Genomic DNA, 26,813 nt, shown 5'->3' with positions numbered 1-26,813 from the left:
TTCAGCTTTCGAGCCAGGCGGCTCGCGGTTTTTCGAGCAAGTATGCTCAGGGAACGGCGAAGAATACGACAGCCATCATAACGCCGCCAGCGACGTCTATCGCCTCACTCAAAGTAGCGCCAATGACACAATGGGTTGTCCCCAGGGCCGCCATTGCATAGGCTTGCGCGATTGTTTTGCCCGCGCCCGCCGCGAGCCGCCTCGAGGAGACTGTAAATGGGCCTGAATAACCAGTGGATGCAACGCGACCTCGCGGTGCTGTGGCATCCCTGCACCCAGATGAAAGACCACGAACAGCTACCGCTGATCCCCATCAAGCGCGGTGAAGGCGTGTGGCTGGAAGATTTCGAAGGCAAGCGCTACCTCGATGCCGTCAGTTCCTGGTGGGTCAATGTGTTCGGCCACGCCAATCCGCGCATCAACCAGCGCATCAAGGACCAGGTCGATCAATTGGAGCATGTGATTCTCGCCGGCTTCAGCCATCAACCGGTGATCGAACTGTCCGAGCGCCTGGTGAAGATGACGCCCGAGGGCCTGACTCGATGCTTCTACGCCGATAACGGCTCGTCCTGCATCGAAGTGGCGATGAAGATGAGCTTCCATTACTGGATCAATCGCGGCCGGCCGGACAAGAAGCGCTTCGTCACCCTGAGCAACAGTTACCACGGCGAAACCATCGCAGCGATGTCGGTGGGCGATGTGCCGTTGTTCACTGAAACCTACAAGGCGCTGTTGCTGGACACGATCAAGGTGCCGAGCCCCGACTGCTACCACCGCCCCGAAGGCATGGGCTGGGAAGAACATTCGCGCAATATGTTCGCCGCTATGGAGCAGACCCTCGCCGAGCACCACGACACAGTGGCGGCAGTGATCGTCGAACCGCTGATCCAGGGCGCTGGTGGCATGCGCATGTACCATCCGGTGTACCTGAAGTTGCTGCGCGAAGCGTGCGACCGCTATGGCGTGCACCTGATCCACGATGAAATTGCCGTCGGCTTCGGTCGCACCGGGACAATGTTCGCCTGTGAGCAGGCCGGCATAACCCCGGACTTTCTCTGCCTGTCCAAGGCCCTGACCGGCGGCTACCTGCCGCTGGCGGCGTGCGTGACCACCGACGAGGTCTACAACGCGTTCTACGACGACTACCCGACCCTGCGCGCCTTCCTGCATTCCCACAGCTACACCGGCAACCCGCTGGCCTGCGCGGCGGCCCTGGCGACGCTGGATATCTTCGAAGAAGACAACGTCATCGAAAGCAACCTGGCCTTGGCCCAGCGCATGGCGAGCGCCACCGCGCACCTGGCCGATCACCCGAACGTCGCCGAAGTGCGCCAGACCGGCATGGTGCTGGCCATTGAAATGGTCAAGGACAAGGCCAGCAAAACCGCGTACCCGTGGCAGGAACGGCGTGGCCTGGCGGTGTTCCAACATGCCCTGGAGCGCGGTGCATTGTTGCGGCCGCTGGGCAGCGTGGTGTATTTCCTGCCGCCGTATGTCATCACCCCTGAGCAGATCGATTTCCTCGCCGAAGTGGCCAGCGAAGGCATCGACATCGCCACTCGGGACAAGGTCAGCGTGTCGGTGCCGAAGGACTTTCACCCGGGCTATCGCGACCCGGGCTGAGCCTGGCCACCGCCATCGCGGGCAAGCCTTGCTCCCACAGAGAAGTGCGAGCCCACTGTGGGAGCAAGGCTTGCCCGCGATGAGGCCGCGAGCTTCAACCACGATCATTTTTTCTTGCAGAGACTCCACATGAGACTGTCCCGCTTCTTCATCGACGCCCCCCTGGGCCTCGGCGACCATGAACTGCCTGAAGCCCAGGCCCATTACATCGGCCGGGTGCTGCGCATGGCCGAGGGCGATGCGGTGCAGGTGTTCGACGGTTCCGGCCAGGAGTTTCGCGGCACCCTGGCCGAAGTCGGCAAGAAGCGCGTGCGGGTGCAACTGGACGAGCAGTTCGCCGGCCAATCTGAATCGCCGCTGCGCATTCACCTCGGCCAGGGCCTGTCCCGGGGCGAGCGCATGGATTGGGCGATCCAGAAAGCCACGGAGCTGGGGGTCAGCGAGATCACACCGATTTTCAGCGAACGCTGCGAAGTACGCCTCAAGGACGAACGCGCCGACAAACGCCTGCTGCACTGGCGCCAGGTGGCGATCAGCGCCTGCGAACAGTGCGGGCGCTCCACCGTGCCGGTGATCCACCCGCCGCTGCTGCTGGCCGATTGGTTGAAGCAGGCCGAGGCCGAACTGAAGCTGGTGCTGCATCCGGTGGCCGAGCCGCTGGTCAGCCATGCCAGGCCGTCGACCCTGGCGTTCCTGATCGGCCCCGAAGGTGGGTTGTCGGAGGCCGAGGTCGAGCAGGCCAAAACCGCCGGCTACCACGCCGCCCGCCTCGGCCCCCGTGTGCTGCGCACCGAAACCGCGCCGGTGGTGGCGTTGGCGGTGGCGCAGCAGTTGTGGGGGGATTTCTAGTTTCCTGCGCCCACTGAAGATCATTGTGGGAGCGAGCTTGCTCGCTCCCACAATGGATCAGCTGTGTTCAGGCGTCAGAGCACATAGAACAGAATCGCCACGAAGTGCAACAGACTGCCGGCCATGACAAACAAGTGCCAGATACCATGGGCGTGGCGCAACCGGTGGTCGAGGGCGAAGAAGATAATGCCGACGGTGTACAACACGCCGCCCGAGGCCAGCCAGGCGAACCCGGTGCTGCCCAAGGCCGCGAGCAGGGGCTTGACCGCCACCAGCACGATCCAGCCCATCACCGCATAGATCACGATCGACAGGATCCGCGCTTCGGAACGCGGCTTGATTTCCTGCAAGATACCAATCACCGCCAGTCCCCAGACGATCCCGAACAACGTCCAGCCCCAAGGCCCGCGCAGGGTAACCAGGCAGAACGGGGTATAGCTGCCCGCGATCAACAGGTAGATCGAAAAGTGATCGACCTTCTGCATGATTTCTTTTTTGCGCCCGCGCACGCTGTGGTAAACCGTCGAAGCGCTGTACAGCGCCAACAAGGTGAACCCGTAGATCGCCACGCTGACGATCTTCCACGGATCGCCCGCCATCCCGGCGATTACCAGCAACCACACCGCGCCGATAAACGCCGCCACCGCCCCCACCAGGTGCGTCCAGGCGTTGAGTCGTTCCCCGTGATACATCCAATACCACCTCACATTTAGAAACAGGTGCCAAGGCTCAGGCCTGGCGATTGAAAGTGCAATGGTTTGCTTTTCAAACCTGGAGACATACCTTGTGGCGAGGGGATTTATCCCCGCTGGGCTGCGCAGCAGCCCCAAATCTTGTCACCTCGGCGTGTCAGGCTGAACGCATTTAGGTGTATTGGGGCCGCTTCGCAGCCCAGCGGGGATAAATCCCCTCGCCACAAAGACCTATTGGGGCACAATCAGGTCATACGAATAAGAGTCCGCCCCATGCTGATCGACGAAGAATTGACCCTGAAAAAACTCGAGGTGTTCCTGGCCTTCATGCGCACCGGCAACCTGGCGCGGGCGGCGGCCGAGTTGCAGACCAGCAACGTCAGTGTGCACCGGGCCATTCACTCGCTGGAAAGCGCCCTGCGCTGCCCGTTGTTCAAGCACGAAGGCCGCAACCTCACGCCGTTGGAAAGCGCTTACGTGCTGGAGGAGCGTGCGCAGAAGCTGATCCAGGACGTGGTCGATAGCGTGCGCCTGACCCGCGAAGCCGCCGGTTTCTCCGCCGAGCGCTTCAAGCTCGGCTCGCTGTATTCGCTGACGGTCAAGACCGTGCCGCAGTTGATCATGGGCCTGAAGATCCGCCGTAGCGAACTCAATATCGACCTGATCATGGGCTCCAACATCGACCTGCTGTACAAGCTCAAGAACATGGAAGTCGATGCGATCCTGGTGTCCCTGGACGACAGCGTCAACGACCCGGACTGCGAGCATATCGAGCTGTTTTGCGATGACATTTTCCTCGCCACGCCAGCCGACTCACCCTTTGCCCAGCGCTGCGAAGTCGACCTGGCCGAAGTCCGCGACGAGACGTTCATCACCCTGACCCAGGGCTTCGCCACGCACCAGGACGGCGTCCGGGTGTTCAAGCAGGCGGGGTTCGAGCCGAAGGTGGCGATGCAGGTCAACGACATCTTCACCCTGCTGAGCATGGTCAGCTCCGGGGTGGGTTATGCCTTGCTGCCGGGCCGGATTGCGGCGGTGTATGAAAACCGGGTGAAGCTGATCCCGTTGCAGGAAAAGTACCGGCTGCAGCAGCACATCGGCGTGGTGTTCCTCAAGGCCAAGGAGCGGGATCCGAACCTGCTGGCGCTGTTGGCCGAGTGCCGGATGTATGCCAATCGCCAGGCTTGAAACCCAGTTATCCCCCATCGCGAGCAAGCTCGCTCCCACAGGGACACGCGGTCAACTGTGGGAGCGAGCTTGCTCGCGATGGCGCCAATACTTTCAATGAGGATTGAAAGCCCTACCCCAGCAACCCCCGCATGATCAGAAACAGCAACGAAGGCCCCAACAAGCACCCCAGCGCCGTATAAAACGCCGCCGTCAGGCAACCATACGGCACCAGCTTCGGATCGGTGGCCGCCAACCCACCGGCCACGCCGCTGGAGGTGCCCATCAAACCACCGAAAATCACCGCGCTACGTGGGTTATTGAGGCCAATCAACGGCGCCACGAACGGCGTCGCCACCATCACCAGGATCGCCTTGATCAACCCGGCGGCAATGGACAGGGCCATCACCTCGGAACTGGCCCCGATCGCCGCCCCGGTCACCGGCCCGACGATGTAGGTCACCGCCCCGGCGCCAATGGTGGTCAGGCTTACCGCATCGGTGTAACCGAAGGCCATCGCCACGCCCACGCCGGCAATGAACGACGTAGCGACGCCGACGAACAACGCCAGCACCCCGACGAAGCCGGCGCGTTTGAGTTCCTCGACACTCACGCCGAACGCCGTGGCGACGATGGCGAAGTCCCGCAGCATGGCACCGCCCAGCAAACCAATCCCGGACAGCAGCGGGATGTCCACCACGCCCTTCTGCCCGCCGGTCATCGCCCCACCGATGTAGGAGAGCACCAGCCCCAGCAGAATGGCGATGGCCGAACCATGCAGGCGGCCTTTGGTGAACGTGTCGCTGATCCAGTAGGACACCCACATGGTGATGCCGACAATGGCAAAACCGCTGATCAGGCCGTAGCCGGTGATGACTTTCATCATGGATTCGTACATGGCAATCACCCGACCGTCTTGACGGAAACATCGGCCTGAGGATCTTTGTTGCCAATGCGTACCAGCACCGGCACCAACGCAAAGGCAATCACCACCGCCAGGGTCCCGGCCAGGATCGCCATCGGCCCGCCCTTGAGCGCACCGTAGACATTTTGCTGCGCCGCCATCGCCACCACGATGGGGATGTAGATCGCGCTCCAGAACTCTACGCCGGCCTCGGATTTGCCCTTGAACAAGCCGCGTTTGCTCAGGTAACTGCCCAGGCCGATCAACAGCAGCATCGCAATGCCGACGCCGCCGACGTTAGCCGGCACGCCGATCAATTTGCCTAGCAGCTCGCCGATAAAAATACCCGCCAGGGTACAAAAGGCCAGAAACGCCACACCGTAAATAATCATTGTTTTAATCCTCAAAATGCATCGTCGAAGTTGTTGTTTTTGTGCTTCGCCAGCTTGAGTCGGTGGTCTAGGGTTGGCGGCTTCCCTCCTCACGCAACAGCGCCTGCAAGGTATCGAGCCGGGCGCCGTCGAAAGCCATGACCGTGCCCTGCTCGAATACCCGGCGCGCCAGCCCGGTCAATACCGCACCGGGCGGCAGTTCGATCTGCAACCGCACGCCGCGCTCGTAGGCGCTTTGCACCGTGCCGCGCCAATCGACGACGCGGCACATGTTGAAGGCCAGGTCGTCGCGCAGGGCCTCGGTGTTAATGACCGGCCGGGCACGGCTGCCACTGAGATAGCCCAGGGTGGGTGCTTTCAACGTCACATCGGCAAACGCTTGGGCCAATGCTTGCGCCGGAGTCTCCAGCAACGGGCAATGGGACGGCACGCTCACCGCCAGTCGACAAGCCTTGCCCGCACCCAGGCTTCGCGCCTGTTTGGCAACGCTGCTCATGGCCTCGTCGCTGCCCGCGATAACCACCTGATTATCCGCATTGATGTTGGCCAGGTAGACCGGTGTGCGGTCGCTGTGCACCTGCGCCAGCAACGCTTCCACTGCCGCCAGGTCCAGGCCGATGATCGCGGTCATGCCGTAGCCTTGCGGATACGCCTGTTGCATCAACTCACCGCGCAGGCTGACCAGCCGCAGCGCATCCTCGAAGCCCAGCGCCCCGGCAACGACCGCCGCCGGATACGCACCGATGGACAGCCCCGCCACATAGTCCGGCGCTGGGGCCTGTTCCAGCAATCGGCGGGCTGCCGCCACGCCGGCGATCAGCAGGCACAGTTGCACCGCACGGGTCGATTGCAACGCCTCGGCGCTGTCCAGTCGCAGGACGTCTTCACCGAGCAAATCCCCCGCCTCGTCCAGGATCCGCGGCGCCAACCCATGGAGCATGCCCACTCGCTGCGCACCCTGGCCGGGAAAGACGAAGAGGCTGCTCACGCGACCTGCCCCACTGAAGGTTGCCAAGGATCGCTCACCAGCCGGGCCTGAACGTCATCCTTGAGCAAGACCCGACGGGACGAACCCGCCCATTCGCGCAGGGCCACGGCGCCGCAAGGGGTTTGCAATTGCATGTCCACAGCGCATACCGAGGCATCCAGTAGTGTCAGCAACTTCCTGGCCTGGAGCCGATCCAGACAGTGCGGCGTGCGCAGGATCAGGTCCAGGTCACTGCGCTCATGCAGCGCCTCGATCCCCGTGGCGAGCTCGAACCCGGCACTACCGCTGACGCCCCAGGTCCAGCCGCTGGCGTCGAGCAGCGGGCGCAGTTGGGACAGCGCTTGCAGGGCTGGCAAGTCGCGAGTCGAGGCAACGTGACAAAGGTCTTCCGGCCTGACACGACGGGCAATCGCCGTGATCGCCATCGACGTTGCATAACGCTGCTCGCGCAAGCGCCCGCGCACGCCGACCGCAATTCGATCCGGCGTCATCAGCGCTCGCCGAACCACCACCGGTTGACCGGCGGTGATCGACTCGACCACCCATGCCGGCGCATCCGCTGGCAACTGTTGCGGGGTCATCCCCCACAGCAGATCATGGGCCAGAAACGTACTCACCACTGCTCTCTCAGCAGTTGGCGAACCCGGCTCGACGCGATACGGTTGTACGCACCCAGACGTCCGCTCAGGTCACGCGGCCCCGCCTCTACATCTTCAATCGCCTGGAGCAGACACGCCGTCACCCGCTCCAGATCCTCCGCCAACGGCTGCTCGATCTGTTCCACCGACAAGGTTTCCCACAACAGACCCAGGCTGGCAAAACTGTCGATGTCATAGGCCATCGGCGGCACACTGGCGGCCAACGCCTCAAGCTCTTCAACACTGCGCAAGGTCACCCGCGCCGCCGAAGCCTTGCCCATGGCGTGGACCATCACGCCCGGATCGCGCAGGGCAATCAACCGGTTGGCCTGGTAGCCGTGGGCCAGGAACGCCCCCGACATCGCCTTGCCCACCAGCAAGCCAATCACCGGATGCCCGGCCAATCGGGCGCGGGCGTAGCTGTCCGCCGCACCGGCCAAGGCCTGATGAATGCCCAGGGCTTCTTCGCGCCGGCCATAGGCCTGGCTCGGTACATCGACAATGGCGATCAGCGCACGCTTGTTGACCGCATCACGGTCGGCGTCAATCGCCTCATCCACCGCCTTGGCCAGGCCCCAGCCTTCCAGCAAGCCGACTTCGCCGTTGCGTGCCCGTGGGAAGCGGTTGTCGGGATCAGCCACCACCGCGAGCAGGCGTACGGTTTGCTCGCCCAGTCTGACGTCGGCAACTTTCAACGAAGCCGGCAAGCCTTGCACCGCGCTGGCACCGCCACTCAAGGCCTCGAACCAGCGCAAACCTCTCAATGAATACGCATTCATGGGCGCTCTCCCTGATACAGCTGACGAACCGCTGCCGGTTCAATTTGCACGTCAGTGTCCAAGCGGGCCAGGTGCTGCAGGAACAACTCGGCCTGGCCGCTGCGGTGTTGCGCGGGCACGCCCAGGTGCAGCAACTGGCTGACCTGTTGGCGGATCTGCGTCACATCGTCGGCCGCATAACGGTCCACCAATCCTGTGGCGAACCGCTGCTCGCCGCCGGTCAGACTCCAGATGAACGGGCGATCGCGGGAGTCGTATTCGTCGAGGCCGGCTTCCTGCTCGATCACTTGTGGACCGTTCAGGCCCAGCCGCGCTTCCCGGGTCACCAGCAGATAACTGCAAAGCCCAGCGGCAATGGACATGCCGCCAAAGCAACCGACGCTGCCGGCGACCACGCCAACCACCGGCTGGTACTGACGCAAATCGACAATCGCCGAATGGATCTCGGCAATCGCCGCGAGCCCGAGGTTGGCCTCCTGCAACCGTACGCCGCCGGTTTCCAGCAGCAGCACGGCGCGGGTCGCAATGCCTTTGCGGTTGTCTTCGGCCGCCAGCTCCAACGCACCGGCAATCTTCGCCCCGCCGACTTCGCCGAGGCTGCCGCCCTGGAACGCACCTTCGATAGCGGCGATCACCACGGGCAGGCCCTCGAGCGTGCCCTTGGCGATCACCACGCCGTCATCACTTTGCGGCACCACGCCTTGGCGCAAGAGCCACGGCGACATGATCCGCTGGAACGGGTCGAGCAACTCACGGAACGTGCCGTCATCGAGCAAGGCCTTGGCCCGTTGTCGGGCACCGAGTTCGACGAAGCTGTGCTTGTTGAGCAACGCTGCGCTGTCAGTCATGGCCGATCTCCTCGAAGCCCTGTTCCAGGCGCAAACGCACCACGCCAGGGGTGGCGCCGAAATCATGGATGTCGATGGACAGGGCCGGTGGCGTCTGGCCGTCGAACATGCGGGCGAACAGATGTTGCCAGCGTTGCTCGCTGCCATTGACCGAGGTCTGCACCTGGATGGTCAGCTTGCCCGCCAGACCCGGTTCAATCAGCACTTCCAGGTCGCCCGAGCCGACGCAGCCCACCAGCGCCCGGCCCCGTGGCGGCTGCCCGGCGGGGAATTCAAAGGATAAGGTTTCCATCAGCACACTCCAGGGAAGAGGCCATCGCCGCGTTCGATACGGTCGAGAAACAGGCAGGCGGCGAGCAGATCGGCAGCGCCACCGGGCGAGGCGTTCAAGGCAATCAGTTGTTGGTCCAGCGCGTGCAACTGACGACGACCGCCCAGGCTCGCACTGCCACCGGCATCAAGCACCGCTCTGGCGCCCTGTTGCATGGCCTGCAAACCCGGCTCGCCGGCGCGGTAGAGCACGCAGGTGTCGGCCAGGGTGGTCATGATCGCCAGCAAGGCATCGAGCCGGGCGTTCTGCTCGCCCGCCCCCGCCGCACGACTGCGCTTGAGCTGCGGCAGGCCCAGGCCCGTCACCGCCGGGAACGCCAGTTGCGCTTCTTCCCGGGCACCGCGCACGCCGTAGCGCTGGGCGACCTGGGCGCCGTGGCTCAGGGGTTGCGGCGCGTAGCGGTCGTTGAGTAAGGCCAGACGGGCGGCACGTAGCGTGACGGCACTGGCGACGTTGGATTCAGGCTCCAGCGCCGTCGCCGCCACGAGCAAGCCCAAGGCCCAGATCGCCCCGCGATGGGTATTCACGCCGTCGGTGGTCGTGAGCATCGCCGCTTCCCCCTCACGGCCGATGCGCCCGAGGGCTTCGCGTAACGGCAGGCCGATTTCGCCGCATTCAAGGGCGGCCTCAGCCATTTCCTTGAACGCCGGCCACAGCGACAGCGCCGAGGCGTGCATCAGGCCCAGGTGCAGGTCGGTGTGGGCGCCATTGCCACGACGGTCCACCAAAGCCGGTTTAGGTGACAGGTCGGCTTCGTCGATCAGCACATCCACCGCCATGTCTGCCAGGTGCTCGGCCAAGGACAGTTTTTTCGGTCGCAGGTTGAAGGCGTGCATTTACCAACTCCTGAATTTGGCGGGCGGGTTGTAGAGGCCACCGGACCATTCCACCAAATCGGCCACGCTCTTGGCCGCGAGCAATTCGCGGGTGGCGTCGGTGCGACGGATGCCGAGGTCTTCGGGCAAGGCGATCAGCCCTTCGCGGCGCATGCGCGCGGTGTCTTTCGGATCATGGCGCAAACCGATGGTGGTGACCCCGGCCACGGCGGCGATCATCGCCTGCCGTTCTTCCAGGGAGCGAGCCTTGTACAGGTAGGCGATGCCCTCTTCGGTCAGCAGGTGGGTGACGTCGTCGCCGTAGATCATGATCGGCGCCAGGGGCATGCCAGCTTTCTTCGCCACGTCCACAGCGTCGAGGGTCTCGACGAAGGTCGGTTTGCCGCCCTCCTGGAACGTCTCGACCATCTGCACCACCAGCTTCTTGCCCCGTTCGAGCAACGGCGCCTCGCCATCGCCGTGGCGCATGTCGAGCCAGGCTGGCGTGCCGTGACGACGACCGCGGGGGTCGTGGCCCATGTTCGGCGCACCGCCGAAGCCGGCCAAGCGGCCCCGGGTGACGGTGGAGGAATGGCCGTCGCCGTCCACTTGCAGCGTGGCGCCGATGAACAGGTCCACCGCGTACTGCCCGGCCAGTTGGCAGACCATGCGGTTGGAGCGCAGCGAGCCGTCGTGGCCGGTGAAGAACACGTCGGGGCGGGCGGCGATGTAGTTTTCCATGCCCAACTCGGTGCCGAAGCAATGCACGCTTTCGACCCAGCCGCTTTCGATGGCGGGGATCAGGGTCGGGTGCGGATTGAGGGTCCAGTTGCGGCAGATCTTGCCCTTCAGGCCCAGGGATTCGCCGTAGGTCGGCAAGATCAATTCGATGGCGGCTGTGTTGAAACCGATGCCGTGATTGAGGGATTGGACGTTGTGTTTTTCGTAGATCCCACGGATCGCCATCATCGCCATCAGCACATGCACAGGCTTGATGTGGCGTGGGTCACGGGTGAACAGCGGCTCGATGTAGAACGGCTTGTCGGCCACCACCACGAAATCGACCCAGGACGCGGGAATGTCGACACGCGGCAGGTCGCTGACGTCGTCCACCAACTGGTTGACCTGGACGATGACGATGCCGTCACTGAAAGCCGCCGGCTCGATCAGCGCCGGTGTGTCTTCGGTACTGGGGCCGGTGTAGATATTGCCGGCGCGGTCGGCCATGAAACCGGCCGAGAGCACCACGTTGGGAATCAGGTCCACCACCAGCCGGGCATAGAGCTCGATGTAAGTATGGATCGCGCCAATTTCCAGCAGGCCGTCTTCCAGCAACTGGCTGATGCGCAGGCTCTGGGTGCCGGCGAAGGAGAAATCGAGCTTGCGGGCGATGCCGCGTTCGAACAGGTCCAGGTGCTCGGAACGACCGACGCTGGGCATGATCATGTGCAAGTCATGCAGCTTGCCCGGGTCGGCCTTGGCCAGGGAGCGCGAGAGGAAATCCGCCTGCTTCTGGTTATTGCCCTCCAGTACCACGCGGTCGCCGGGCAGGATCAACGCCTCCAGCGCCGCGACGATCTTGTCGGTGGGCAACACCACACCGTCGGCCAGCCCCTTCACCAGCCCGAGCCGCCGCTGCTTCTCGCTGCGCCGCCGCGTCCAGCGCGAGTCGGGGGATATTGTTGTTGTCATGACCACTCCACGGGTTCGCTGTCGTGGGGGTCACATTAGGAGTGTTGGGGCGCGGGTATCAATCAAGCTCCGCGGCGGATCGTTACGGTTGGCGTAATGGTTCACGATGAACACAAATCAAAAATGTGGGAGCGAGCTTGCTCGCGATAGCGGTGGGTCAGGCCACATCAATGCTGACTGTTCTGTCGCCATCGCGAGCAAGCTCCCACCCCTGATCGTATCCACGCGGGTACGATCGAGCCGATTTATCAGGTTGAAATGCTTACCTTGTGGGAGCGGGCTTGCTCGCGAAACGGTGTATCAGTCGACATTGAGGTGGCTGACACTCCGCTTTCGCGAGCAAGCCCGCTCCCACCAGATTGATGGTTACCTTTCGATTGGTGGCGGCATCAAGCCTTCGCATTCCTGACGATCCGGTGGCTCGGCTTTCAGGCCGCCGCTACGTAACAGATTCTCCAGGTTTTCTTGCTTGCCCATCCTTGGTTTCCAAAGGGTCTTCACCCAGCAAATTGATCTTGTCCTGTTGCGCTACACGCACTACGAAACTGTTGCCAGCGGCAAATTTCACAGCCCAGTCCTGGGGCGTGTAGAGAGTCGGGTTAAGCGGGCGACCCAACTGCTCTTCCAAGGGCATGAGCCGCTCCATAACTTCACTGTAGTGCAGGCCTTCACCGATCAGCATGAGATCTATGTCACTGGATGCGTTTGCCTGGCCTTTAGCAATGGAGCCATAGACGAACGCCCAACTCAGCTGTTCTGAAAAAGGTTCCAACGCCTGACGCAACGGTTCGGCGATACCGATGGTTTTTTGCACGATGCCCAACAGTTCACTGTAAATCGGGCAATGTGGATTGGCCTGGTAATGGGTTTGATTGCCCTGACGCGTCATGGTGAGCACACCTGAGCGTTGCAGGCGCTCTAACTCCCGCATGAGGCTGCCCTTACCGACTTGAGCCCAGCGGGCAATTTCGTTGGTATAGAAGCTTTGATCCGGCTTACCGAACAACAAACCCAAGACCCGTTTCTGGGTGGCAGTGAAAAGAGCATTACTGAGAGAGAGGTGATTCATGGAGGATACCCAGAGTCCCAAAAAGGGAACGATAGGTCCCTTTTTGGGACCTATCAAGCTTTGAGCATAAATAGGTCCCATAAAGGGACTGATCAGACCCTTTATGGGACCTAATAATTGATATGTCGCAAAATCGGCGGCATCCCTGAATTCCAGTAATCGACATAAATCATTGTGGGAGTGAGCTTGCTCGCGATAGCGACGGGTCTGCTTGCATCAATGCTGAATGTGCCGCCTTCGCGAGCAAGCTTTGCTCCCACAGGTCTTGCTCAAACAGGTCCAGCCCAAACAGGTCTGATGGGTGTACACCGCCCGCAAGAGCCAGGCCGGCTGTCAAGCCGCCATCGCGAGCAAGCTCGCTCCCACAGTGGAGATGTGCATGGTTCAGGGTTTGTGGTGCTGAACCAACCCCGCCGCCACCACCAACTCCTCCAACGCCAGCAGATCCGGCACTTTCGCCACATGTTCACCCACCTGTACCGCCGCCTGCTCCAACCCGCACAGCGGCACGTCGACGTAGCTCAACTGGCTGTCGAGCTTGCAGGAGCGCGGGATGCCTTGCACCAGCAGGGCGATGAAGCGTAACTCCGGCCGGCCGCCCAGGGCATTGAGCACGACGATGCGCACGCGCTCGCCCATCACGGTTTTCTGGCCGCAGGCCGACTCGAAGCTCAGCAGCGGAATCTGCCGTTCGCGCCAGCTCACCCAGCCCAGGAACCACGGCGGGGTGTCCAGATCGAAGGCGCTGCTTTGGTAGTCGATCAGTTCGGCCACCGCCACGTTGGGCAGGATCAGATGCCGGTCGGCCAGGGGCAGCAGCAACCCGGTGAGGTGGCTGGCGCGATGTTCATGCATGGTTTTTGCTCCAGTAGGCGATGCTGTCGAGCAGCACCGATTCCTGGTACGGCTTGCCCAGGTAGTCGTTGACGCCGATGGCCATGGCGCGATCGCGGTGTTTCTGGCCGGTGCGGGAGGTGATCATGATGATCGGCAGGTGCGCCAGGCGTGGGTCGTTGCGCACTTGCGTGGCCACTTCGAAGCCGTCCATGCGCGGCATCTCGATGTCCAGCAGCATCAGGTCCGGCGCGTGTTCGGCCAGCAGCGCCATGGCATCCACGCCGTCCTTGGCGGTCAGGACGTGCATGCCATGGCGCTCCAGCAGGCGGCTGGTGACCTTGCGCACCGTCACCGAGTCATCCACCACCAGCACCAGCAGTGGCCGTTGCGGTTCGCCCTCGCCTTCAGCCGGCACTTGGCGGCGCGGGACCTGGTGGGGCAAGGCGCGGATCGGCGCCAGCAGGTCGAGAATCAACACCACCCGGCCGTCCCCCAGGATCGTCGCCCCGGACAAGCCCTGCACCGCCGAAAATTGCGGCCCCAGGCTCTTGACCACGATCTCCCGGGTCCCGGCGATAGCGTCCACCTGCACCGCGACATGCCGCTCGTTGCACTGCACCAGCAGCACCGGTAACGGTTGGCTCTGGCCCAACAACTTCGGCCGTGCGCCGGTTTTCAACAGCTCGCCCAGGTAGCACAGCTCATAGCGCTGCCCGGCGTAGGTGTAGGTCGGCGGATCGAGTTGGTAATAGCCATCCAGCTCGGCGGGCAACACCCGGACAATGCTTTCGATGGCGTTCAGCGGGATCGCGTACTGATCTTCGTGACAATGCACCATCAACGCCCGGTTCACCGCCACGGTAAACGGCAGGCGGATGCGGAAATGCACGCCCTGCCCCGGCGTGGAATCGATGATCATGCTGCCGCCCAACTGCCGCACCTCTTCGTGGACCACGTCCATGCCGACGCCACGCCCGGAGATCTGGGTGATCTTTTCCGCGGTGGAAAACCCTGGTTGCAGGATGAACTGCAGCACGTCGCGGTCGCTGATGTCGCTGTCCGGCGCCAGCAGGCCACGCTTGATCGCCTTGCTCCGCACCGCCTCCAGCGGCACACCGGCGCCGTCGTCGCGGATGTCGAAAATGATGTCGCCGCCTTCCCGGGACAGGTCGAGGCTGATGCGCCCTCGCGCCGGCTTGCCGGCGGCGATGCGCACGTCGGCCGGTTCCAGGCCGTGGTCGACGGCGTTGCGCAGCATGTGTTCCAGGGGCGCGGCCATACGTTCCAGGACGTTACGGTCCATCTCGCCGTCGGCATTGCCGACCACGAACTCCACGTCCTTGCCCAGTTCCTGCGCCACTTGCCGGACGATGCGCTTGAGCCGCGGCAGCATGCGCTCGAACGGCACCATGCGCGTGCGCATCAGGCCTTCCTGGAGCTCGGTGTTGATCCGCCCCTGCTGTTGCAGCAGGACCTCGGCATCGTGATTGCTGCGATCCAGGGTCTCCTTGAGCTCGAGCAAGTCCGAGGCGGACTCGAACAGCGCCCGAGACAACTGCTGCAACTGAGAATGCCGGTCCATCTCCAGCGGGTCGAACTCTTCGTAGCCCAGGCGCTCGGCCTCCACCTGCTGGCGGCTGAGAATCCGCCCCTGGGTTTCGGTGTCCAGGCGTCGCAACTGGTCGCGCATGCGCTCGATGGTGGTTTCCATTTCGCCCAGGGCCACGCGTGCATCGTTGACCTGCTGTTCGATGCGCCCACGGAAAATCGACGTTTCGCCCGCCAGGTTCACCAGGTCGTCGAGCAGTTCGGCCGAGACCTTGACCATGTCCGCACCGTCGCCCGCTGCGCCGGGGTCTTGTCTGGCGGGGGGCGCCGCTGGCTGACTGGCGATGGGCGCAGTGATCGGCTCCGGTGTCGGGACAGCCTGTGGTGCAGCACTTTCCTGGGGATGATTCACCGCCTGGATCTGCGCGATCAGCCGATCAGCCAGCGGGCACGAATGGCCGGCGCGCACCGCGTCGAGCATCTGCGCCAGTCGGTCATGGCTGCTTTGCAGCAAGGCGAACAGCGCCGGGGTCGGCTGGAGCAGGCCCGCCGACAGGCCTTCATAGAGGTTTTCCAGTTCGTGGGCCAGATCGCCGATGGGGACGATTTCCACCATCCGCGCGCCACCCTTGAGGGTGTGCAAATCCCGCAGCAGGGTTTCCACGGCCTGGCGATTGGACGGTTCTTCCTGCCAGCGCAGCAGCGCCGCGCCTGAACTGTCGAGGATGTCGAAACCTTCTTCCAGGAAGATTTCCAGCAACTCGGGATCATGGCCGGCACCGTCGGCTCGGGTCGCGGCGCTCGTCTCGATGGCGCTCGGCTTGTCCTGGCGGAACCTGCGGATGGAGTCGATCAGCGCAACGGGATCGCCCAACGGCTGGCCCTGTTGCAACTGCCCGAGCAACAGGTCCAGGCGTTCGTGGCTGCTGCCGAGCAGTTGCGCCAGCTCCTCGCTGTAGCTGTAGCGCCGGTCCACCAGCCCCTCGTAAAGGTTTTCCAGCTCCTGGGCCAGGTCGCTCACCGGGCGGATGTCGGCCATCCGCGCGCCACCCTTGAGGGTGTGCAAGTCCCGTTGCAGCGAGGACAGCGGCGCACCGTTGTCCGGATCGGCCAACCAGCGCTGCAGGGCCTGGGCGGCGCTTTCGAGGATGTCCTGGGCCTCTTCGAGGAAAATCGACGCAAGGTCATCTTCCACCGAGGTCTCGGCGGACGCGTCACGTTCCATTTCCGCCGTCGCGTGGCCCAGTTCGCGGATGCTCAGGGTGCGGCTGCCGTCGCTGCGGATCAGGCCGGTGGCCGACGGGTCGAGGCTCTCCTGGAGCAGGCGACGCAGGGCCGCTACCCGCTCGGGCTGCGGACGCACATGTTGCCCGGCCGCCAGCTCATCGAGCATGTCGATCAGCGCTTCATGGGCGAGCTGCGCCTGCTGGAAAAATTCATCGCTAACCGCCAGGCTGCTTTCTTCCACCGCGCCATAGAGGTCCAGCAAGGCTTCGCAGAGTTCGTCCACCGGGTGCAGGTCGGCCAGGTGCGCGCCTTCGCCGAGGGTGGTCAGTTCATCCAGCAGCGCACTCAGTTCCTGGCCTTCACCGGGGTGCTGCTGCCATCGCTGCAAGAGGCTTTCGGCGTCCAGCAGGATGTCCATGCCCTGGGCGAGGAAGTTGTTGATCAGTTGTGGGTCGCGCTTGGTTCGCAGTGCTTTGTCCGGCGCACTGTTGGCGGCGTGCAGACGCTCGGCCAACAGAGCCTGGGCACGCTGGATCAGATCCTCGGCGCCGGGGATCGGCGCCAGCGGCTCGCTGTGCAACTGGCGCAGGCCGCGGCGCAGCAGTCCGCCCGCCTCCAGGAGCAATTCCACCTCATCCAGGTCGAGGGCGATCAGGTGCGCCCGGTATTCCCGGGCCAGTTCATCCATCGCGCCGGCCAGCTCGGCGATGGGCAGTACGCCGGCCATGGACGCGCTGCCCTTGAGGGTGTGCAAGGCTCGCTGCAATTCATCGCTGGCCTGCAACGGCAGATGGTCGGCCGCCTGGTCGAGAAAACGATTGAGGCTGGTCAGGTGGCCCTGGGCTTCGTTGTCGAAGATCTTCAACAGCAGCGGATCGAGCGCAGCCACGTCCTGCTCATCGTCTTCATCGTCTGCATCGCCGCCCTTGGCCAGGGCATGGGCGCGGGCGGCCAGGCGGTCGACGTCGTCGCGTTGGCGCTGCCGATTGGCGGCGAATTCGGCCACCAGGGCCGGCAACAACTGCACCGTGTCTTCGATCAACTGACGGACCGACGCCTGCGGCTCGACGCTGCGCTCCAGCACCCGGTTGAGCAGGTTTTCCACGGCCCAGGCCAGTTCACCCAGCACCAGCGCCCGGACCATCCGGCCGCTGCCCTTGAGGGTGTGGAAGGCCCGGCGCAGTTCGCTCAGGGCGCCGTGGTCGTCGGGATGCGCACTCCAGCGCGGCAAGTATTCACGCAGGACGTCGAGCACCTCGGCGGTTTCCTCGAGGAAGACCTCGCGCAACTCGTCGTCCACCGGGCTCTCGTCCAATGGTGGCGGCAACAGGCTGCCCGGGGTGCTCTTGGCCGGCGGATTGACCGCCGAGACCGGGCTGGCCAGCACCTGGGCCAAGGACTGCACCGTCTGCGGGTCATCCAGCTCCTGCAAGTCCTGCATGACCTGGGCTTCGTTGGGGCTCAACACATCATCGAGCACCGGTACCCGTGCTTCGTCAGGGAAATAACCGAGCGCGGCCAGGCTCCGCTCGACTCCATCGAGCAACGGCTCGCCAGGGGTTTCCGGGTCTTCGCTCAGGCGCTCCAGGTAGTATTCGAGGCCAGTGATCACGTCGGCCAGGTGGTCGAGTTCTTCCCAACCCGGCTGCGCCTTCTCCAGCAGCAGATGGTCACGGATGAACGCGTTGCAGGCCTCCACCAGGCTGGCGGCACGGCTCAGGGGGATCATCGCCAGTGCCCCGCGCACCTGGGTCAGCAGCGCCGGCAAGGGTTGCAGTTGCTCGCTGTTCCAGTCCGCGTCGATGTAGTCGACGATCATGTCCTTGGCCTGTTGCAGGCAGGTGTGGGCTTCCTTGATGACGATCTGGTGGATCTGGGTCAGGTCGGTGGTGGGCAGGTGCGTGTCTTCACGGCTCTCGGGCTCGACGGTGCCGACCATGCCGGCCAGGGTCGCCTCGACGTAGAGCAAGGCCCCAGCAACGTCCATGAGGGTCGCGTCGTCCGGCTCGCGCTGGCCCTGGGCGAGGCTCAGGACCACCGCCAGTTGATCGATGATGACCTTGCGCGGCTGGCCGAAACCCAGCACCGCCAGGGTGTCGGCGATCTGCCGCAGCGGCGCCAGCAGGCTGTCCAGCTCCGAGGCGTGCTGGCGATCGCTGCGCACGAACAGGTCCAGGCGCTCCTTGACCCGTACCAACTCCTCGCACAGCGCGGCAAGCACCGAGCGCATGGCATCGCGGTCGGGCCCGGCCAGGCGCGCGCGTTCTTCGTCGACCATGGCGCTGTCGGGCAGCGCGTCGTCCAGTGAGTAGCGTTCTTTCATGATCTGCATCTGCCCGCTGGGGTGTTCGGCCTTGGCAATATAGAACAACAAGCTCTTGAGCAGGTGGGGCGGTGCCGGTTGATTGATGCCGGGCATGCCTTGGTCCAGCAGGCGCTTGAGTTCCTTGTCGGCTTCCTTGAACAGGCTGCGCAGCGCCGGGCTGTTGGCGATGCGCCCGTCACGCATGCCTTCGACCAGCGCCGACGCCACCTGCCATAACGCATTGAGCGGTGCCCCGGCGCATAACGTTTCCAAGCGCTGGAAAACCTTGGCCAGGTAACCGAGGTGGGTCGCGTCATCCTGTTCGCGCAGCAGGCCCACCAGGGCCATTTGCAGGGTCTGGCGCCATTTGCGCAAGGTGTTTGGCAGGTCGGCGGGTTCGAGGCGCCGCAAGGCCTCATTGCCCAGCGGCGCAATATCGGGCAACTCGGGACTGAACAGGCTGGTTTCCGACAACAGGCTCTCGCCCCGGGCACTGCGCAGGTCGTTGATCAGGGGCAGTACCACCAGCGGCAAATCGCGGCGGGCGCCTTGTATGCGATCCAGGTAGATCGGCAACTGCCCCAGGGCCTGGCTCAACAGGCTGATGGCTTCGTCGCGATGGGTGACGCGGTTGTCCTGCAGGGCGGCGCACAGCTGCTCCATCTCCTCGGCCAGCAACGCCGCACCGTAAAACTCGACCATCTGCAGGCCGCCGTGGACCTGGTGAATGCAGGCCAGGCATTGCCCGAGGGCATCCGACGCCTGGGGATCGTCCACCAGGCGGTTGAGGGCCAGATGCGCCTGCTTCAGCGTTTCGGCAATCTCGCCCTTGACCCATTCCAGGGCCACGTAGTCGTGCCGATCACCCATAACCACTCCAATCAGGAGAACACAACACGCCTGCAGGAAAGGGATTGATCTGTGGGAGCAAAGCTTGCTCGCGATGCAAACACCTCGGTTCCCGAAGTACCGCGTTATCTTCATCGCGGGCAAGCCTTGCTCCCACAGAAACCTCCTCGCCACAAAAAGCCTTTTCCAACGGATGGATCCGGTTGGTCACGCTTTGTCCTCCTCGACCGAAGGCTTCGCCGGCAAGGTAAACCCCGACACCGAACGGCGCAGCTGACTGGCCATTTTCGCCAGGTTGCCGATGCTTTCAGCCGTGGCGGTGGAGCCCGACGAAGTCTGCGTGGTGATCTGCTGGATCACGTTCATGGTCAAGGAAATCTGCCCCGCCGAGGTGGTCTGCTGCTGCGCCGCGTTGGAGATGCTCTGGATCAGCGCCGCCAGGGTCTTGGACACGCCTTCGATCTCTTCCAGGGCGACGCCGGCATCCTGGGCCAGCCGCGCACCGCGCACCACTTCGGTGGTGGTCTGCTCCATGGAAATCACCGCTTCGTTGGTGTCGGCCTGGATCGCCCGCACCAGGGTCTCGATTTGCCGGGTCGCCGCCGAAGAACGCTCGGCCAGGCGCTGCACTTCATCGGCCACCACCGCGAACCCGCGCCCGGCATCCCCGGCCATGGACGCCTGGATGGCGGCGTTGAGGGCGAGGATGTTGGTCTGGTCGGCGATGTCGTCGATCAGGCTGACAATGTCGCCAATTTCCTGGGATGACTCACCCAGGCGCTTGATGCGCTTGGCGGTGTCCTGGATCTGTTCGCGAATGTTGTCCATGCCATGAATGGTGTTGTGCACCACCTCGTTGCCCTTGTTGGCAATCTCCACCGAGCGCTCGGCCACCGCCGACGATTCGGCGGCATTGGCCGAGACCTGGTCGATGGACTGGGCCATTTCATTAATTGAAGTCGAAGCTTCGGAAATTTGCTGGGCCTGGTGCTCGGACGCCTGGGCCAGGTGCATCGCCGTGGCCTGGGTTTCCTGCACGGCGGCGGCGACCTGGCCGGCGGTGAGGTTGATGGTCGCCACCAGATCGCGCAGCTGGTCCACCGAGTAGTTGATGGAATCGGCGATGGTGCCGGTGAAATCCTCGGTGACCGAGGCCGTGACGGTCAGGTCGCCGTCGGCCAGGTCCTCGATTTCATCCAGCAGCCGCATGATCGCGTTCTGGTTGCGCTCGTTCTTTTCCGCGGTTTCGTGCAACTGGCGGTTGGTCTCACGGACCATTACCAGCCCGATCAGGATGATCGACATCAGCGCCATCAGCCCCAGCACATAACCGCCGATGGTATTGACGGAACGCCCGCCGGCGAGGTTTTCGAAGGCCGTGGCCAGGTGCGAAGCCTCGTCGAGCAAGGTCTGTGACAGGTTGAAGATGTTGCCCGCCGATTCGCGGACCTTGAACAGCTCCGGGGAGGTCTCGAGGATTTCATCCACCGAGCCCGAGACAAACTCGAACAGCTCGCTGATTTCGCTCAGCCGCGCCCGGGCATCGCGATCCTGGACCTGGGAGATCTTCAGGGCCGGGTCACCTTGCAACATGCCATTGAGCACCTGGCCAAAACGCGCCGCGTCGCGACCGAAGGTGTCGGCGGCCTGACTGGCGTTTTCGTCCCCCGCCAGCACGGTATTCACCGCGCCGAGAATCCGTTCGGCCAGCAGCGACTGGCGCTGGGCCATGGCCACTTGGGTGGCCGGCGCGCCACGTTGCAGCAGGATTTCGACGACTTTTTCGTACTCGACCTGCAACTGCGGCACGGTTTCGGCCAGGGTCGCCGCCACCTGGTGCAGTGACAGCACGGTCTGCTCGCTGGAGAGGATGGCATCGGTGTTCTTGAGCAGGCGCTCCCAATCCAGCTGCACGGCGCGCATCTGCGGGCGCAGGGTGGCGGGCGCAGGCGGCAGGCCGGTCACCGGGTCGCCCTGCTTCAGGTAACCCCAGCGCTGGGCGAAGTCATTACGCGCGTCGCTCAGCAGCTTGAACGCCGCGGGCTTGCCGGCAGCGGCCTCGGTGGCGTTCTTGGCGATGCGCTGGGACAGCACCCGCAGCTCACCGGCATGGCCGATGTACTGTTTGTCGTAGGTGGATTGGGTGTTGAGGTAAGCGAAGTTGGCGAACAGCAGCATGATGAAGACGATCAGTGCGACGAACAGCACGATGATCTGCGAACGACTGCGCGACGCTTCCAGTGGCTTGCCTGTTTTTGCTTTGATCATCGGTTCTCGCCTGTGCTGCCCAGTCCAACTCACTGCTATTAACTAACTGTAGTGTTGTGCAGCCTGCTCAATCAGTGTGGCTCTGTGGGAGCAAGGCTTGCCCGCGATGAGAGCGACACAGTTTTTCGTCAACCGAGGCGCCACCATCGCGAGCAAGCTTTGCTCCCACAGGCTCGCTCCCACAAGGGGCCTGCGCTGTCTCTTGTTAAATCGCCACATCCATGAACCCCGGCGACCGCGCCAGGGCAAACGGGCTGAACACCTGCCACTCGCGCTCGCCGCCGAACCGGCCCTGGACGAAGGCCGCCTCCGGACCGTCGAGATCGTCCACCAGGAGCGGTTCCAGGCTGTCCTGGGCAAAGTGCTGCAGCCCGAGGACCTCGTCCACCAGCAACCCGGCGAACACCTCGTCGTGGTCCACCACCAGCACCCGCCGCTGCTTGCGCACGGTGGACAGCTCATGGCCGAAGAACCCGCACAAATCCATCAACGGCAACAAGCGCCCGCGCAGGTTAGCCACGCCACGCACCCACGGCTTGACCCCGGGCAAATGCGTGTGACGTGGCTCGTGCAGCACTTCGCTGACTTCGCCCATCGGCGCCACGTACCAGTGCTCGCCCAGGCGAAAACCGATGCCGCTCCAGCCAACGCGGTGGGTCGGCTGGGAAGGCAGGTCCGCCCCCAGCAGCCGGCAACGCCGGTCGATCTGCAGCAGCAGCTCGAAGGCCGTCAGGGATTGGCTCATGGCCGCGCCGTCAACCCGCCAGTACTTTGTTCAAGGTCGCGATCAGGGTTTCTTCGTCCACCGGCTTGGTCAGGTAGTCCTTCGCCCCCTGGCGCGTACCCCAGACCTTGTCGGTGTCCTGATCCTTGGTGGTGATGATGATCACCGGGATATGACCGGTGTCCGGGTCCTTGGTCAACTGGCGCGTGGCCTGGAAACCGTTGAGGCCGGGCATGACGATGTCCATCAGCACCGCGTCGGGTTTTTCCTGGCGGGCCAGGGCCACGCCATCGGCGCCATTCTCGGCCTTCAGGACCTGATGACCATGCTTTTCCAGCATGCCGGTCAGTTTGTACATTTCAGTCGGCGAATCATCGACGATCAGAACTCGTGCCATGGTGTTCCCCATTTTCTTGTCGACCCCAGGCCCGTTGGCCGAGTGTCATTGATGTGCCTGGTGCGGCTGGACAGCGGCAAAGCCCGGGACATGGGCCTGTATCGCTCCCAGCAGTTCTTCCTTGCTGAACGGCTTGGTCAAAAACTGATCGGAACCGACGATGCGCCCCTTGGCCTTGTCGAACAACCCATCCCGGGACGACAGCATGATCACCGGCGTGGCCTTGAACGCGCTGTTGTTCTTGATCAGGGCACAGGTCTGGTAGCCATCGAGGCGCGGCATCATGATGTCGACGAAGATGATGCCCGGATGATGATCGGCGATCTTGGCCAGGGCATCGAAACCGTCGATGGCCGTGATCACCTCGCAGCCCACGTTGCGCAGCAAGGTTTCGGCGGTGCGGCGGATGGTCTTCGAGTCGTCGATGACCATGACCTTCAAGGCGCTGGGTTGCTGCGTGAGATGCTCTGCCATTGCCACTGCGAACCGATTTTTAACGCGTAAGTGTGATCGACAGCGCAAACCCTTGATGTTCAAGGCCCGCACGTCACATGGCAGCCTTTTTAGCACAGTCTCCATCGCCGATCTATCGGCCGCTCGGCGCGGTGGTTTTTCCTTGACCGCCAAACTTCCGGGCGCCACTCTGACGCCACTTTTTCACGCCATTATGTGCCCATCACTTTTCGAGGAACCAAGCCATGAGCGTACGCGTCGGCATTGTCATGGACCCTATCGCCAGCATTTCCTATAAAAAGGATAGCTCGCTGGCCATGCTGCTGGCCGCTCAGAAGCGCGGCTGGGAGCTGTTCTACATGGAGCAGCGCGACCTCTACCAGGCCGAAGGCCAGGCACGGGCGCGGATGAAGCCGCTGAAGGTCTTCGCCAACCCTGAGAAGTGGTTCGAGCTGGGCGACGAAAGCGACGCACTGCTCAGCGACCTGGACGTGATCCTGATGCGCAAGGATCCGCCGTTCGACATGGAGTTCGTGTATTCCACCTACCTGCTGGAACAAGCGGAAAACGCCGGCGTGCTGGTGGTCAACAAGCCCCAGAGCCTGCGCGACTGCAACGAAAAGCTGTTCGCCACGCTGTTCCCGCAGTGCACGCCGCCGACCATCGTCAGCCGTCGCCCGGACGTATTGCGCGAATTTGCCGACCATCACGGCGACGTGATCCTCAAGCCTCTGGACGGCATGGGCGGCTCCTCGATCTTCCGGCACACAGCTGGCCACCCGAACCTGTCGGTGATCCTGGAAACCCTGACCTTGCACGGCCAGCAGCAGATCATGATCCAGGGCTACCTGCCGGCCATCGTCGATGGCGACAAGCGCATCCTGATGATCGACGGCGAACCGGTGGACTATTGCCTGGCGCGTATCCCGGCCGCTGGCGAAACCCGGGGCAACCTGGCGGCCGGCGGACGTGGCGAGGCGCGGCCGTTGACCGAGAAGGACCGCTGGATCGCCGCCCAGGTCGGCCCGACCCTGCGCGAGAAAGGCCTGCTGTTCGTGGGCCTGGACGTGATCGGCGAGCACCTGACGGAAATCAACGTCACCAGCCCGACGTGCATTCGCGAGATCGACAACGCCTTTGGCACGGACATCGGCGGCATGCTGATGGATGCCATCGATCAGAAGCTCAAGGCTCGTTGATCCAGATCTGCTGAAGGAAACCCACATTGCGTTATCATGCCCGGCCTGAAAAAAACGCGATGTTGGTTTCCTTGTCATGACACTTCCGTCCGATCTGCCCCTAGAGCTCGCCCATCGTGGCGTGCGCCCGGCTGATCGCCTCGGTTTTACCCTGTTCCTGGCGGCGCTGATCCACCTGGCCTTGCTGCTGGGCGTCGGGTTTGCCACGGTCGAGCCCAAGCAGATCAGCCAGACCCTGGAAATTACCCTGGCCACCTTCAAGAGCGAGACCAAGCCCAAGAAGGCCGATTTCCTCGCCCAGGAAAACCAGCAAGGCAGCGGCACCCTGGAAAAAAAGGCGATTCCCAAGACCACCGAGATCGCGCCATTCCAGGACAACACGGTGCAGAAAGTCACCCCGCCGCCAGCGGCCAAGCCCGAAGTGCAGGAGACGGCACCCAAGGCGGCCGTGACCACCGTGGCGCCGAAGCCGAAAAAAGCCCCGGTCAAGGAAGAGGTCAAGCCCGACCCCAAGCCCAAGGCCCCGGCACCGACTTTCGACAGTTCCCAGTTGTCCAGCGACATCGCCAGCCTGGAAGCCGAACTGGCCCAGGAGCAACAGCTCTACGCCAAGCGCCCGCGCATCCACCGCCTGAGCGCCGCCTCGACCATGCGCGACAAGGGGGCCTGGTACAAGGACGAGTGGCGCAAGAAGGTCGAGCGCATCGGCAACCTCAACTACCCCGACGAAGCGCGACGCAAGCAGATCTACGGCAACCTGCGGCTAATGGTCTCGATCAACCGTGACGGCTCGTTGTATGAAGTGCTGGTACTGGAATCCTCCGGCCAGCCGCTGCTGGACCAGGCCGCCCAGCGGATCGTGCGCCTGGCGGCACCGTTCGCACCGTTTACCGGGGACCTGTCGGACATCGACCGGCTGGAAATCATCCGCACCTGGAAGTTCGCCCGGGGCGATCGCCTGTCCAGTAACTGACCCACCGCCAATCCCCTTGTGGGAGCGGGCTTTGTGGGAGCAAGGCTTGCCCGCGATGAAAACGCCGCGGTCTCTTGAGGACCGCAGCGCCTGGATCGCGAGCGAGCTTTGCTCCCACACAGCCCACATTTGATCGGTGTCGCCTTCCAGATCGAGGCATTTCCTGCACATCCCCAGCTTGTCAGTTCGGCCCTGCGCCGCCACACTAGCGCCTATGAAAAACGTCAGCCCCACCTACCTCAAGCATCACTTCCTGATCGCCATGCCGCACATGGCCGATCCGAACTTTGCCCATACCTTGACCTACATCGTCGAGCACACGGCCAATGGGGCCATGGGGCTGGTGATCAATCGCCCGCAGGAGCTGAACCTGGCGGACATTCTTGAGCAGTTGCGCCCCGACGTAGAACCGCCACTTTTGTGCCAGCATGTGCCGATTTTCATCGGCGGCCCGGTGCAGACCGACCGCGGTTTCGTGCTCCATCCGTCGGGTCCCAAATACCAGGCCACGGTGGACCTGGACGGCGTGTCGCTGTCCACCTCCCAGGACGTGCTGTTCGCCATCGCCGACGGCGTCGGCCCGGAAAAAAGCCTGATTGCCCTCGGCTATGCCGGCTGGGAACCCGGGCAACTGGAAGCCGAGCTGGCCGACAACGCTTGGCTGACTTGCCCGTTCGACGCCGACATCCTGTTCAACACCAGCAGCGAACTGCGCCTGGAAGCGGCGGCCAGCCGGTTGGGGGTCAACCTCAGCCTGCTCACCAGCCAGGCAGGACACGCCTGATGGCCCTGCGCTTGCTGCTGGGCTTCGATTACGGCACCAAACAGATCGGCGTAGCGGTCGGCCAGGTCATTACCGGCCAGGCCCGCGAGTTGTGCACCTTGAAGGCGCAGAATGGCGTTCCGGACTGGAACCAGGTCGAAGCGCTGATCAAGGAGTGGAAACCCGATGCCGTGGTGGTCGGCCTGCCGCTGAACATGGACGGCACACCCAGTGACATGTGCCTGCGCGCCGAAAAGTTCGCCCGCCGACTCAATGGCCGCTACAACCTGCCCTTCTATACCCATGACGAGCGCCTGACCACCTTCGAGGCCAAGGGCGAGCGCCTGGTGCGCGGCGGGCAGAAAGGCAGTTACCGCGACAATCCGGTGGACGCCATCGCGGCCGCCCTGCTCCTGCAAGGCTGGCTCGACGCCAACACCGCCCTGTTTGAAACCTGATTTTTTACAAAGCGCCGCCAAGGCG

General features: G+C 63.4%; 24 protein-coding genes. 7 read left to right on the top strand and 17 right to left on the bottom strand.

All coding sequences use genetic code 11. The features are described 5' to 3' along the window. The first annotated feature begins 216 nt into the window (after positions 1-216). The gene (locus AC3A5O_RS04675; protein WP_487752892.1) at positions 217-1,623 is read left to right on the top strand and encodes an adenosylmethionine--8-amino-7-oxononanoate transaminase; all 1,407 of its coding nucleotides are present in this window, start codon (positions 217-219) and stop codon (positions 1,621-1,623) included. Between the two features lie 129 nt (positions 1,624-1,752). Then, a complete protein-coding gene (locus AC3A5O_RS04670) occupies positions 1,753-2,472 on the top strand; it encodes a 16S rRNA (uracil(1498)-N(3))-methyltransferase (protein ID WP_122567373.1) in 720 nt (239 codons plus the stop codon). Between the two features lie 74 nt (positions 2,473-2,546). On the opposite strand, the gene trhA is transcribed toward AC3A5O_RS04670, so the two are convergent. Then, positions 2,547-3,164, bottom strand: a complete 618-nt coding sequence (trhA, locus tag AC3A5O_RS04665) for a PAQR family membrane homeostasis protein TrhA (protein WP_305482030.1) — start codon at positions 3,162-3,164, stop codon at positions 2,547-2,549. A 273-nt stretch (positions 3,165-3,437) separates the two neighbouring features. Here trhA and AC3A5O_RS04660 point away from each other — a divergent pair, with 273 nt between their 5' ends. Continuing rightward, the gene (locus AC3A5O_RS04660) at positions 3,438-4,352 is read left to right on the top strand and encodes a LysR family transcriptional regulator (protein ID WP_122567375.1); all 915 of its coding nucleotides are present in this window, start codon (positions 3,438-3,440) and stop codon (positions 4,350-4,352) included. A 112-nt stretch (positions 4,353-4,464) separates the two neighbouring features. On the opposite strand, the gene madM is transcribed toward AC3A5O_RS04660, so the two are convergent. From madM to pilG, 16 genes are all read right to left on the bottom strand, one after another. After that, a complete protein-coding gene (gene madM, locus AC3A5O_RS04655; RefSeq protein ID WP_122567811.1) occupies positions 4,465-5,229 on the bottom strand; it encodes a malonate transporter subunit MadM in 765 nt (254 codons plus the stop codon). 5 nt (positions 5,230-5,234) lie between these two features. Further along, the gene (gene madL, locus AC3A5O_RS04650) at positions 5,235-5,627 is read right to left on the bottom strand and encodes a malonate transporter subunit MadL (protein WP_122567376.1); all 393 of its coding nucleotides are present in this window, start codon (positions 5,625-5,627) and stop codon (positions 5,235-5,237) included. A gap of 67 nt (positions 5,628-5,694) precedes the next feature. Beyond that, positions 5,695-6,615 (bottom strand): malonate decarboxylase subunit epsilon, encoded by a 921-nt coding sequence (mdcH, locus tag AC3A5O_RS04645; RefSeq protein WP_487752891.1) that lies wholly within the window; start codon positions 6,613-6,615, stop codon positions 5,695-5,697. Then, positions 6,612-7,235, bottom strand: a complete 624-nt coding sequence (locus AC3A5O_RS04640) for a malonate decarboxylase holo-ACP synthase (RefSeq protein ID WP_305482032.1) — start codon at positions 7,233-7,235, stop codon at positions 6,612-6,614. Before AC3A5O_RS04640 ends, mdcH begins: the two co-directional genes overlap by 4 nt. After that, the gene (mdcE, locus tag AC3A5O_RS04635; protein WP_487752890.1) at positions 7,229-8,032 is read right to left on the bottom strand and encodes a biotin-independent malonate decarboxylase subunit gamma; all 804 of its coding nucleotides are present in this window, start codon (positions 8,030-8,032) and stop codon (positions 7,229-7,231) included. Before mdcE ends, AC3A5O_RS04640 begins: the two co-directional genes overlap by 7 nt. Then, positions 8,029-8,880, bottom strand: coding sequence for a biotin-independent malonate decarboxylase subunit beta (locus AC3A5O_RS04630; RefSeq protein WP_487752889.1), 852 nt, complete (start codon positions 8,878-8,880; stop codon positions 8,029-8,031). The genes mdcE and AC3A5O_RS04630 overlap by 4 nt, the downstream gene beginning before the upstream one ends. Next, on the bottom strand, positions 8,873-9,172 hold the full coding sequence (locus AC3A5O_RS04625) for a malonate decarboxylase subunit delta (RefSeq protein ID WP_003206454.1): 300 nt from the start codon (positions 9,170-9,172) through the stop codon (positions 8,873-8,875). Before AC3A5O_RS04625 ends, AC3A5O_RS04630 begins: the two co-directional genes overlap by 8 nt. Beyond that, positions 9,172-10,047 (bottom strand): triphosphoribosyl-dephospho-CoA synthase, encoded by an 876-nt coding sequence (locus AC3A5O_RS04620; RefSeq protein ID WP_460081293.1) that lies wholly within the window; start codon positions 10,045-10,047, stop codon positions 9,172-9,174. Before AC3A5O_RS04620 ends, AC3A5O_RS04625 begins: the two co-directional genes overlap by 1 nt. Next, entirely contained in the window at positions 10,048-11,718 is a 1,671-nt protein-coding gene (gene mdcA, locus AC3A5O_RS04615) for a malonate decarboxylase subunit alpha (protein WP_122567382.1), read from the bottom strand. Positions 11,719-12,157: 439 nt separating this feature from the next. Beyond that, positions 12,158-12,787 carry a nucleotidyltransferase domain-containing protein gene (locus AC3A5O_RS04610; RefSeq protein ID WP_487752888.1) on the bottom strand — a complete coding sequence of 210 codons (630 nt, stop codon included), beginning with the start codon at positions 12,785-12,787 and terminating at the stop codon, positions 12,158-12,160. Between the two features lie 384 nt (positions 12,788-13,171). Then, positions 13,172-13,642, bottom strand: a complete 471-nt coding sequence (locus AC3A5O_RS04605) for a chemotaxis protein CheW (protein ID WP_305468749.1) — start codon at positions 13,640-13,642, stop codon at positions 13,172-13,174. Further along, positions 13,635-19,574 (bottom strand): Hpt domain-containing protein, encoded by a 5,940-nt coding sequence (locus tag AC3A5O_RS04600; RefSeq protein ID WP_487752887.1) that lies wholly within the window; start codon positions 19,572-19,574, stop codon positions 13,635-13,637. Before AC3A5O_RS04600 ends, AC3A5O_RS04605 begins: the two co-directional genes overlap by 8 nt. 186 nt (positions 19,575-19,760) lie before the next feature. After that, positions 19,761-21,821 (bottom strand): methyl-accepting chemotaxis protein, encoded by a 2,061-nt coding sequence (locus tag AC3A5O_RS04595; protein WP_122567387.1) that lies wholly within the window; start codon positions 21,819-21,821, stop codon positions 19,761-19,763. Between the two features lie 205 nt (positions 21,822-22,026). Beyond that, positions 22,027-22,566 (bottom strand): chemotaxis protein CheW, encoded by a 540-nt coding sequence (locus AC3A5O_RS04590; RefSeq protein ID WP_122567388.1) that lies wholly within the window; start codon positions 22,564-22,566, stop codon positions 22,027-22,029. Positions 22,567-22,576: 10 nt separating this feature from the next. Continuing rightward, a complete protein-coding gene (gene pilH / locus AC3A5O_RS04585; RefSeq protein WP_003206465.1) occupies positions 22,577-22,942 on the bottom strand; it encodes a twitching motility response regulator PilH in 366 nt (121 codons plus the stop codon). A gap of 45 nt (positions 22,943-22,987) precedes the next feature. Further along, complete coding sequence (gene pilG, locus AC3A5O_RS04580; protein WP_122567389.1) at positions 22,988-23,416, bottom strand: twitching motility response regulator PilG; 429 nt, start codon at positions 23,414-23,416, stop codon at positions 22,988-22,990. A 224-nt stretch (positions 23,417-23,640) separates the two neighbouring features. On the opposite strand from pilG, the gene gshB reads away from it, so the two are divergent. The 4 genes from gshB to ruvX all read left to right on the top strand — a co-directional run bounded on the left by gshB (position 23,641) and on the right by ruvX (position 26,788). Beyond that, complete coding sequence (gshB, locus tag AC3A5O_RS04575) at positions 23,641-24,594, top strand: glutathione synthase (RefSeq protein WP_053188919.1); 954 nt, start codon at positions 23,641-23,643, stop codon at positions 24,592-24,594. 76 nt (positions 24,595-24,670) lie between these two features. Further along, positions 24,671-25,567 (top strand): energy transducer TonB, encoded by an 897-nt coding sequence (locus AC3A5O_RS04570; RefSeq protein ID WP_122567390.1) that lies wholly within the window; start codon positions 24,671-24,673, stop codon positions 25,565-25,567. Between the two features lie 214 nt (positions 25,568-25,781). Then, positions 25,782-26,351 (top strand): YqgE/AlgH family protein, encoded by a 570-nt coding sequence (locus tag AC3A5O_RS04565; protein WP_018609528.1) that lies wholly within the window; start codon positions 25,782-25,784, stop codon positions 26,349-26,351. After that, on the top strand, positions 26,351-26,788 hold the full coding sequence (ruvX, locus tag AC3A5O_RS04560) for a Holliday junction resolvase RuvX (RefSeq protein WP_039590497.1): 438 nt from the start codon (positions 26,351-26,353) through the stop codon (positions 26,786-26,788). The genes AC3A5O_RS04565 and ruvX overlap by 1 nt, the downstream gene beginning before the upstream one ends. Positions 26,789-26,813: the final 25 nt, after the last annotated feature.

It is taken from the genome of Pseudomonas sp. Soil_N_39 (genome assembly GCF_057655955.1).
The sequence above is the reverse complement of the archived record's forward strand: the minus strand, read 5'-3'. Positions and strand labels throughout refer to the sequence as shown.

Excerpts from the sequence above, each read along its gene's own strand:
- AC3A5O_RS04625 (WP_003206454.1), bottom strand. The coding sequence starts at position 9,172 with ATGGAAACCTTATCCTTTGAATTCCCCGCCGGGCAGCCGCCACGGGGC.
- AC3A5O_RS04595 (WP_122567387.1), bottom strand. The coding sequence starts at position 21,821 with ATGATCAAAGCAAAAACAGGCAAGCCACTGGAAGCGTCGCGCAGTCGT.
- AC3A5O_RS04570 (WP_122567390.1), top strand. The coding sequence starts at position 24,671 with ATGACACTTCCGTCCGATCTGCCCCTAGAGCTCGCCCATCGTGGCGTG.
- AC3A5O_RS04670 (WP_122567373.1), top strand. The coding sequence starts at position 1,753 with ATGAGACTGTCCCGCTTCTTCATCGACGCCCCCCTGGGCCTCGGCGAC.
- AC3A5O_RS04630 (WP_487752889.1), bottom strand. The coding sequence starts at position 8,880 with ATGACTGACAGCGCAGCGTTGCTCAACAAGCACAGCTTCGTCGAACTC.
- ruvX (WP_039590497.1), top strand. The coding sequence starts at position 26,351 with ATGGCCCTGCGCTTGCTGCTGGGCTTCGATTACGGCACCAAACAGATC.
- AC3A5O_RS04590 (WP_122567388.1), bottom strand. The coding sequence starts at position 22,566 with ATGAGCCAATCCCTGACGGCCTTCGAGCTGCTGCTGCAGATCGACCGG.
- AC3A5O_RS04620 (WP_460081293.1), bottom strand. The coding sequence starts at position 10,047 with ATGCACGCCTTCAACCTGCGACCGAAAAAACTGTCCTTGGCCGAGCAC.
- pilH (WP_003206465.1), bottom strand. The coding sequence starts at position 22,942 with ATGGCACGAGTTCTGATCGTCGATGATTCGCCGACTGAAATGTACAAA.
- AC3A5O_RS04610 (WP_487752888.1), bottom strand. The coding sequence starts at position 12,787 with ATGAATCACCTCTCTCTCAGTAATGCTCTTTTCACTGCCACCCAGAAA.
- pilG (WP_122567389.1), bottom strand. The coding sequence starts at position 23,416 with ATGGCAGAGCATCTCACGCAGCAACCCAGCGCCTTGAAGGTCATGGTC.
- mdcE (WP_487752890.1), bottom strand. The coding sequence starts at position 8,032 with ATGAATGCGTATTCATTGAGAGGTTTGCGCTGGTTCGAGGCCTTGAGT.
- madL (WP_122567376.1), bottom strand. The coding sequence starts at position 5,627 with ATGATTATTTACGGTGTGGCGTTTCTGGCCTTTTGTACCCTGGCGGGT.
- AC3A5O_RS04565 (WP_018609528.1), top strand. The coding sequence starts at position 25,782 with ATGAAAAACGTCAGCCCCACCTACCTCAAGCATCACTTCCTGATCGCC.
- trhA (WP_305482030.1), bottom strand. The coding sequence starts at position 3,164 with ATGTATCACGGGGAACGACTCAACGCCTGGACGCACCTGGTGGGGGCG.
- madM (WP_122567811.1), bottom strand. The coding sequence starts at position 5,229 with ATGTACGAATCCATGATGAAAGTCATCACCGGCTACGGCCTGATCAGC.
- mdcA (WP_122567382.1), bottom strand. The coding sequence starts at position 11,718 with ATGACAACAACAATATCCCCCGACTCGCGCTGGACGCGGCGGCGCAGC.
- AC3A5O_RS04675 (WP_487752892.1), top strand. The coding sequence starts at position 217 with ATGGGCCTGAATAACCAGTGGATGCAACGCGACCTCGCGGTGCTGTGG.
- AC3A5O_RS04660 (WP_122567375.1), top strand. The coding sequence starts at position 3,438 with ATGCTGATCGACGAAGAATTGACCCTGAAAAAACTCGAGGTGTTCCTG.
- AC3A5O_RS04605 (WP_305468749.1), bottom strand. The coding sequence starts at position 13,642 with ATGCATGAACATCGCGCCAGCCACCTCACCGGGTTGCTGCTGCCCCTG.
- AC3A5O_RS04600 (WP_487752887.1), bottom strand. The coding sequence starts at position 19,574 with ATGGGTGATCGGCACGACTACGTGGCCCTGGAATGGGTCAAGGGCGAG.
- gshB (WP_053188919.1), top strand. The coding sequence starts at position 23,641 with ATGAGCGTACGCGTCGGCATTGTCATGGACCCTATCGCCAGCATTTCC.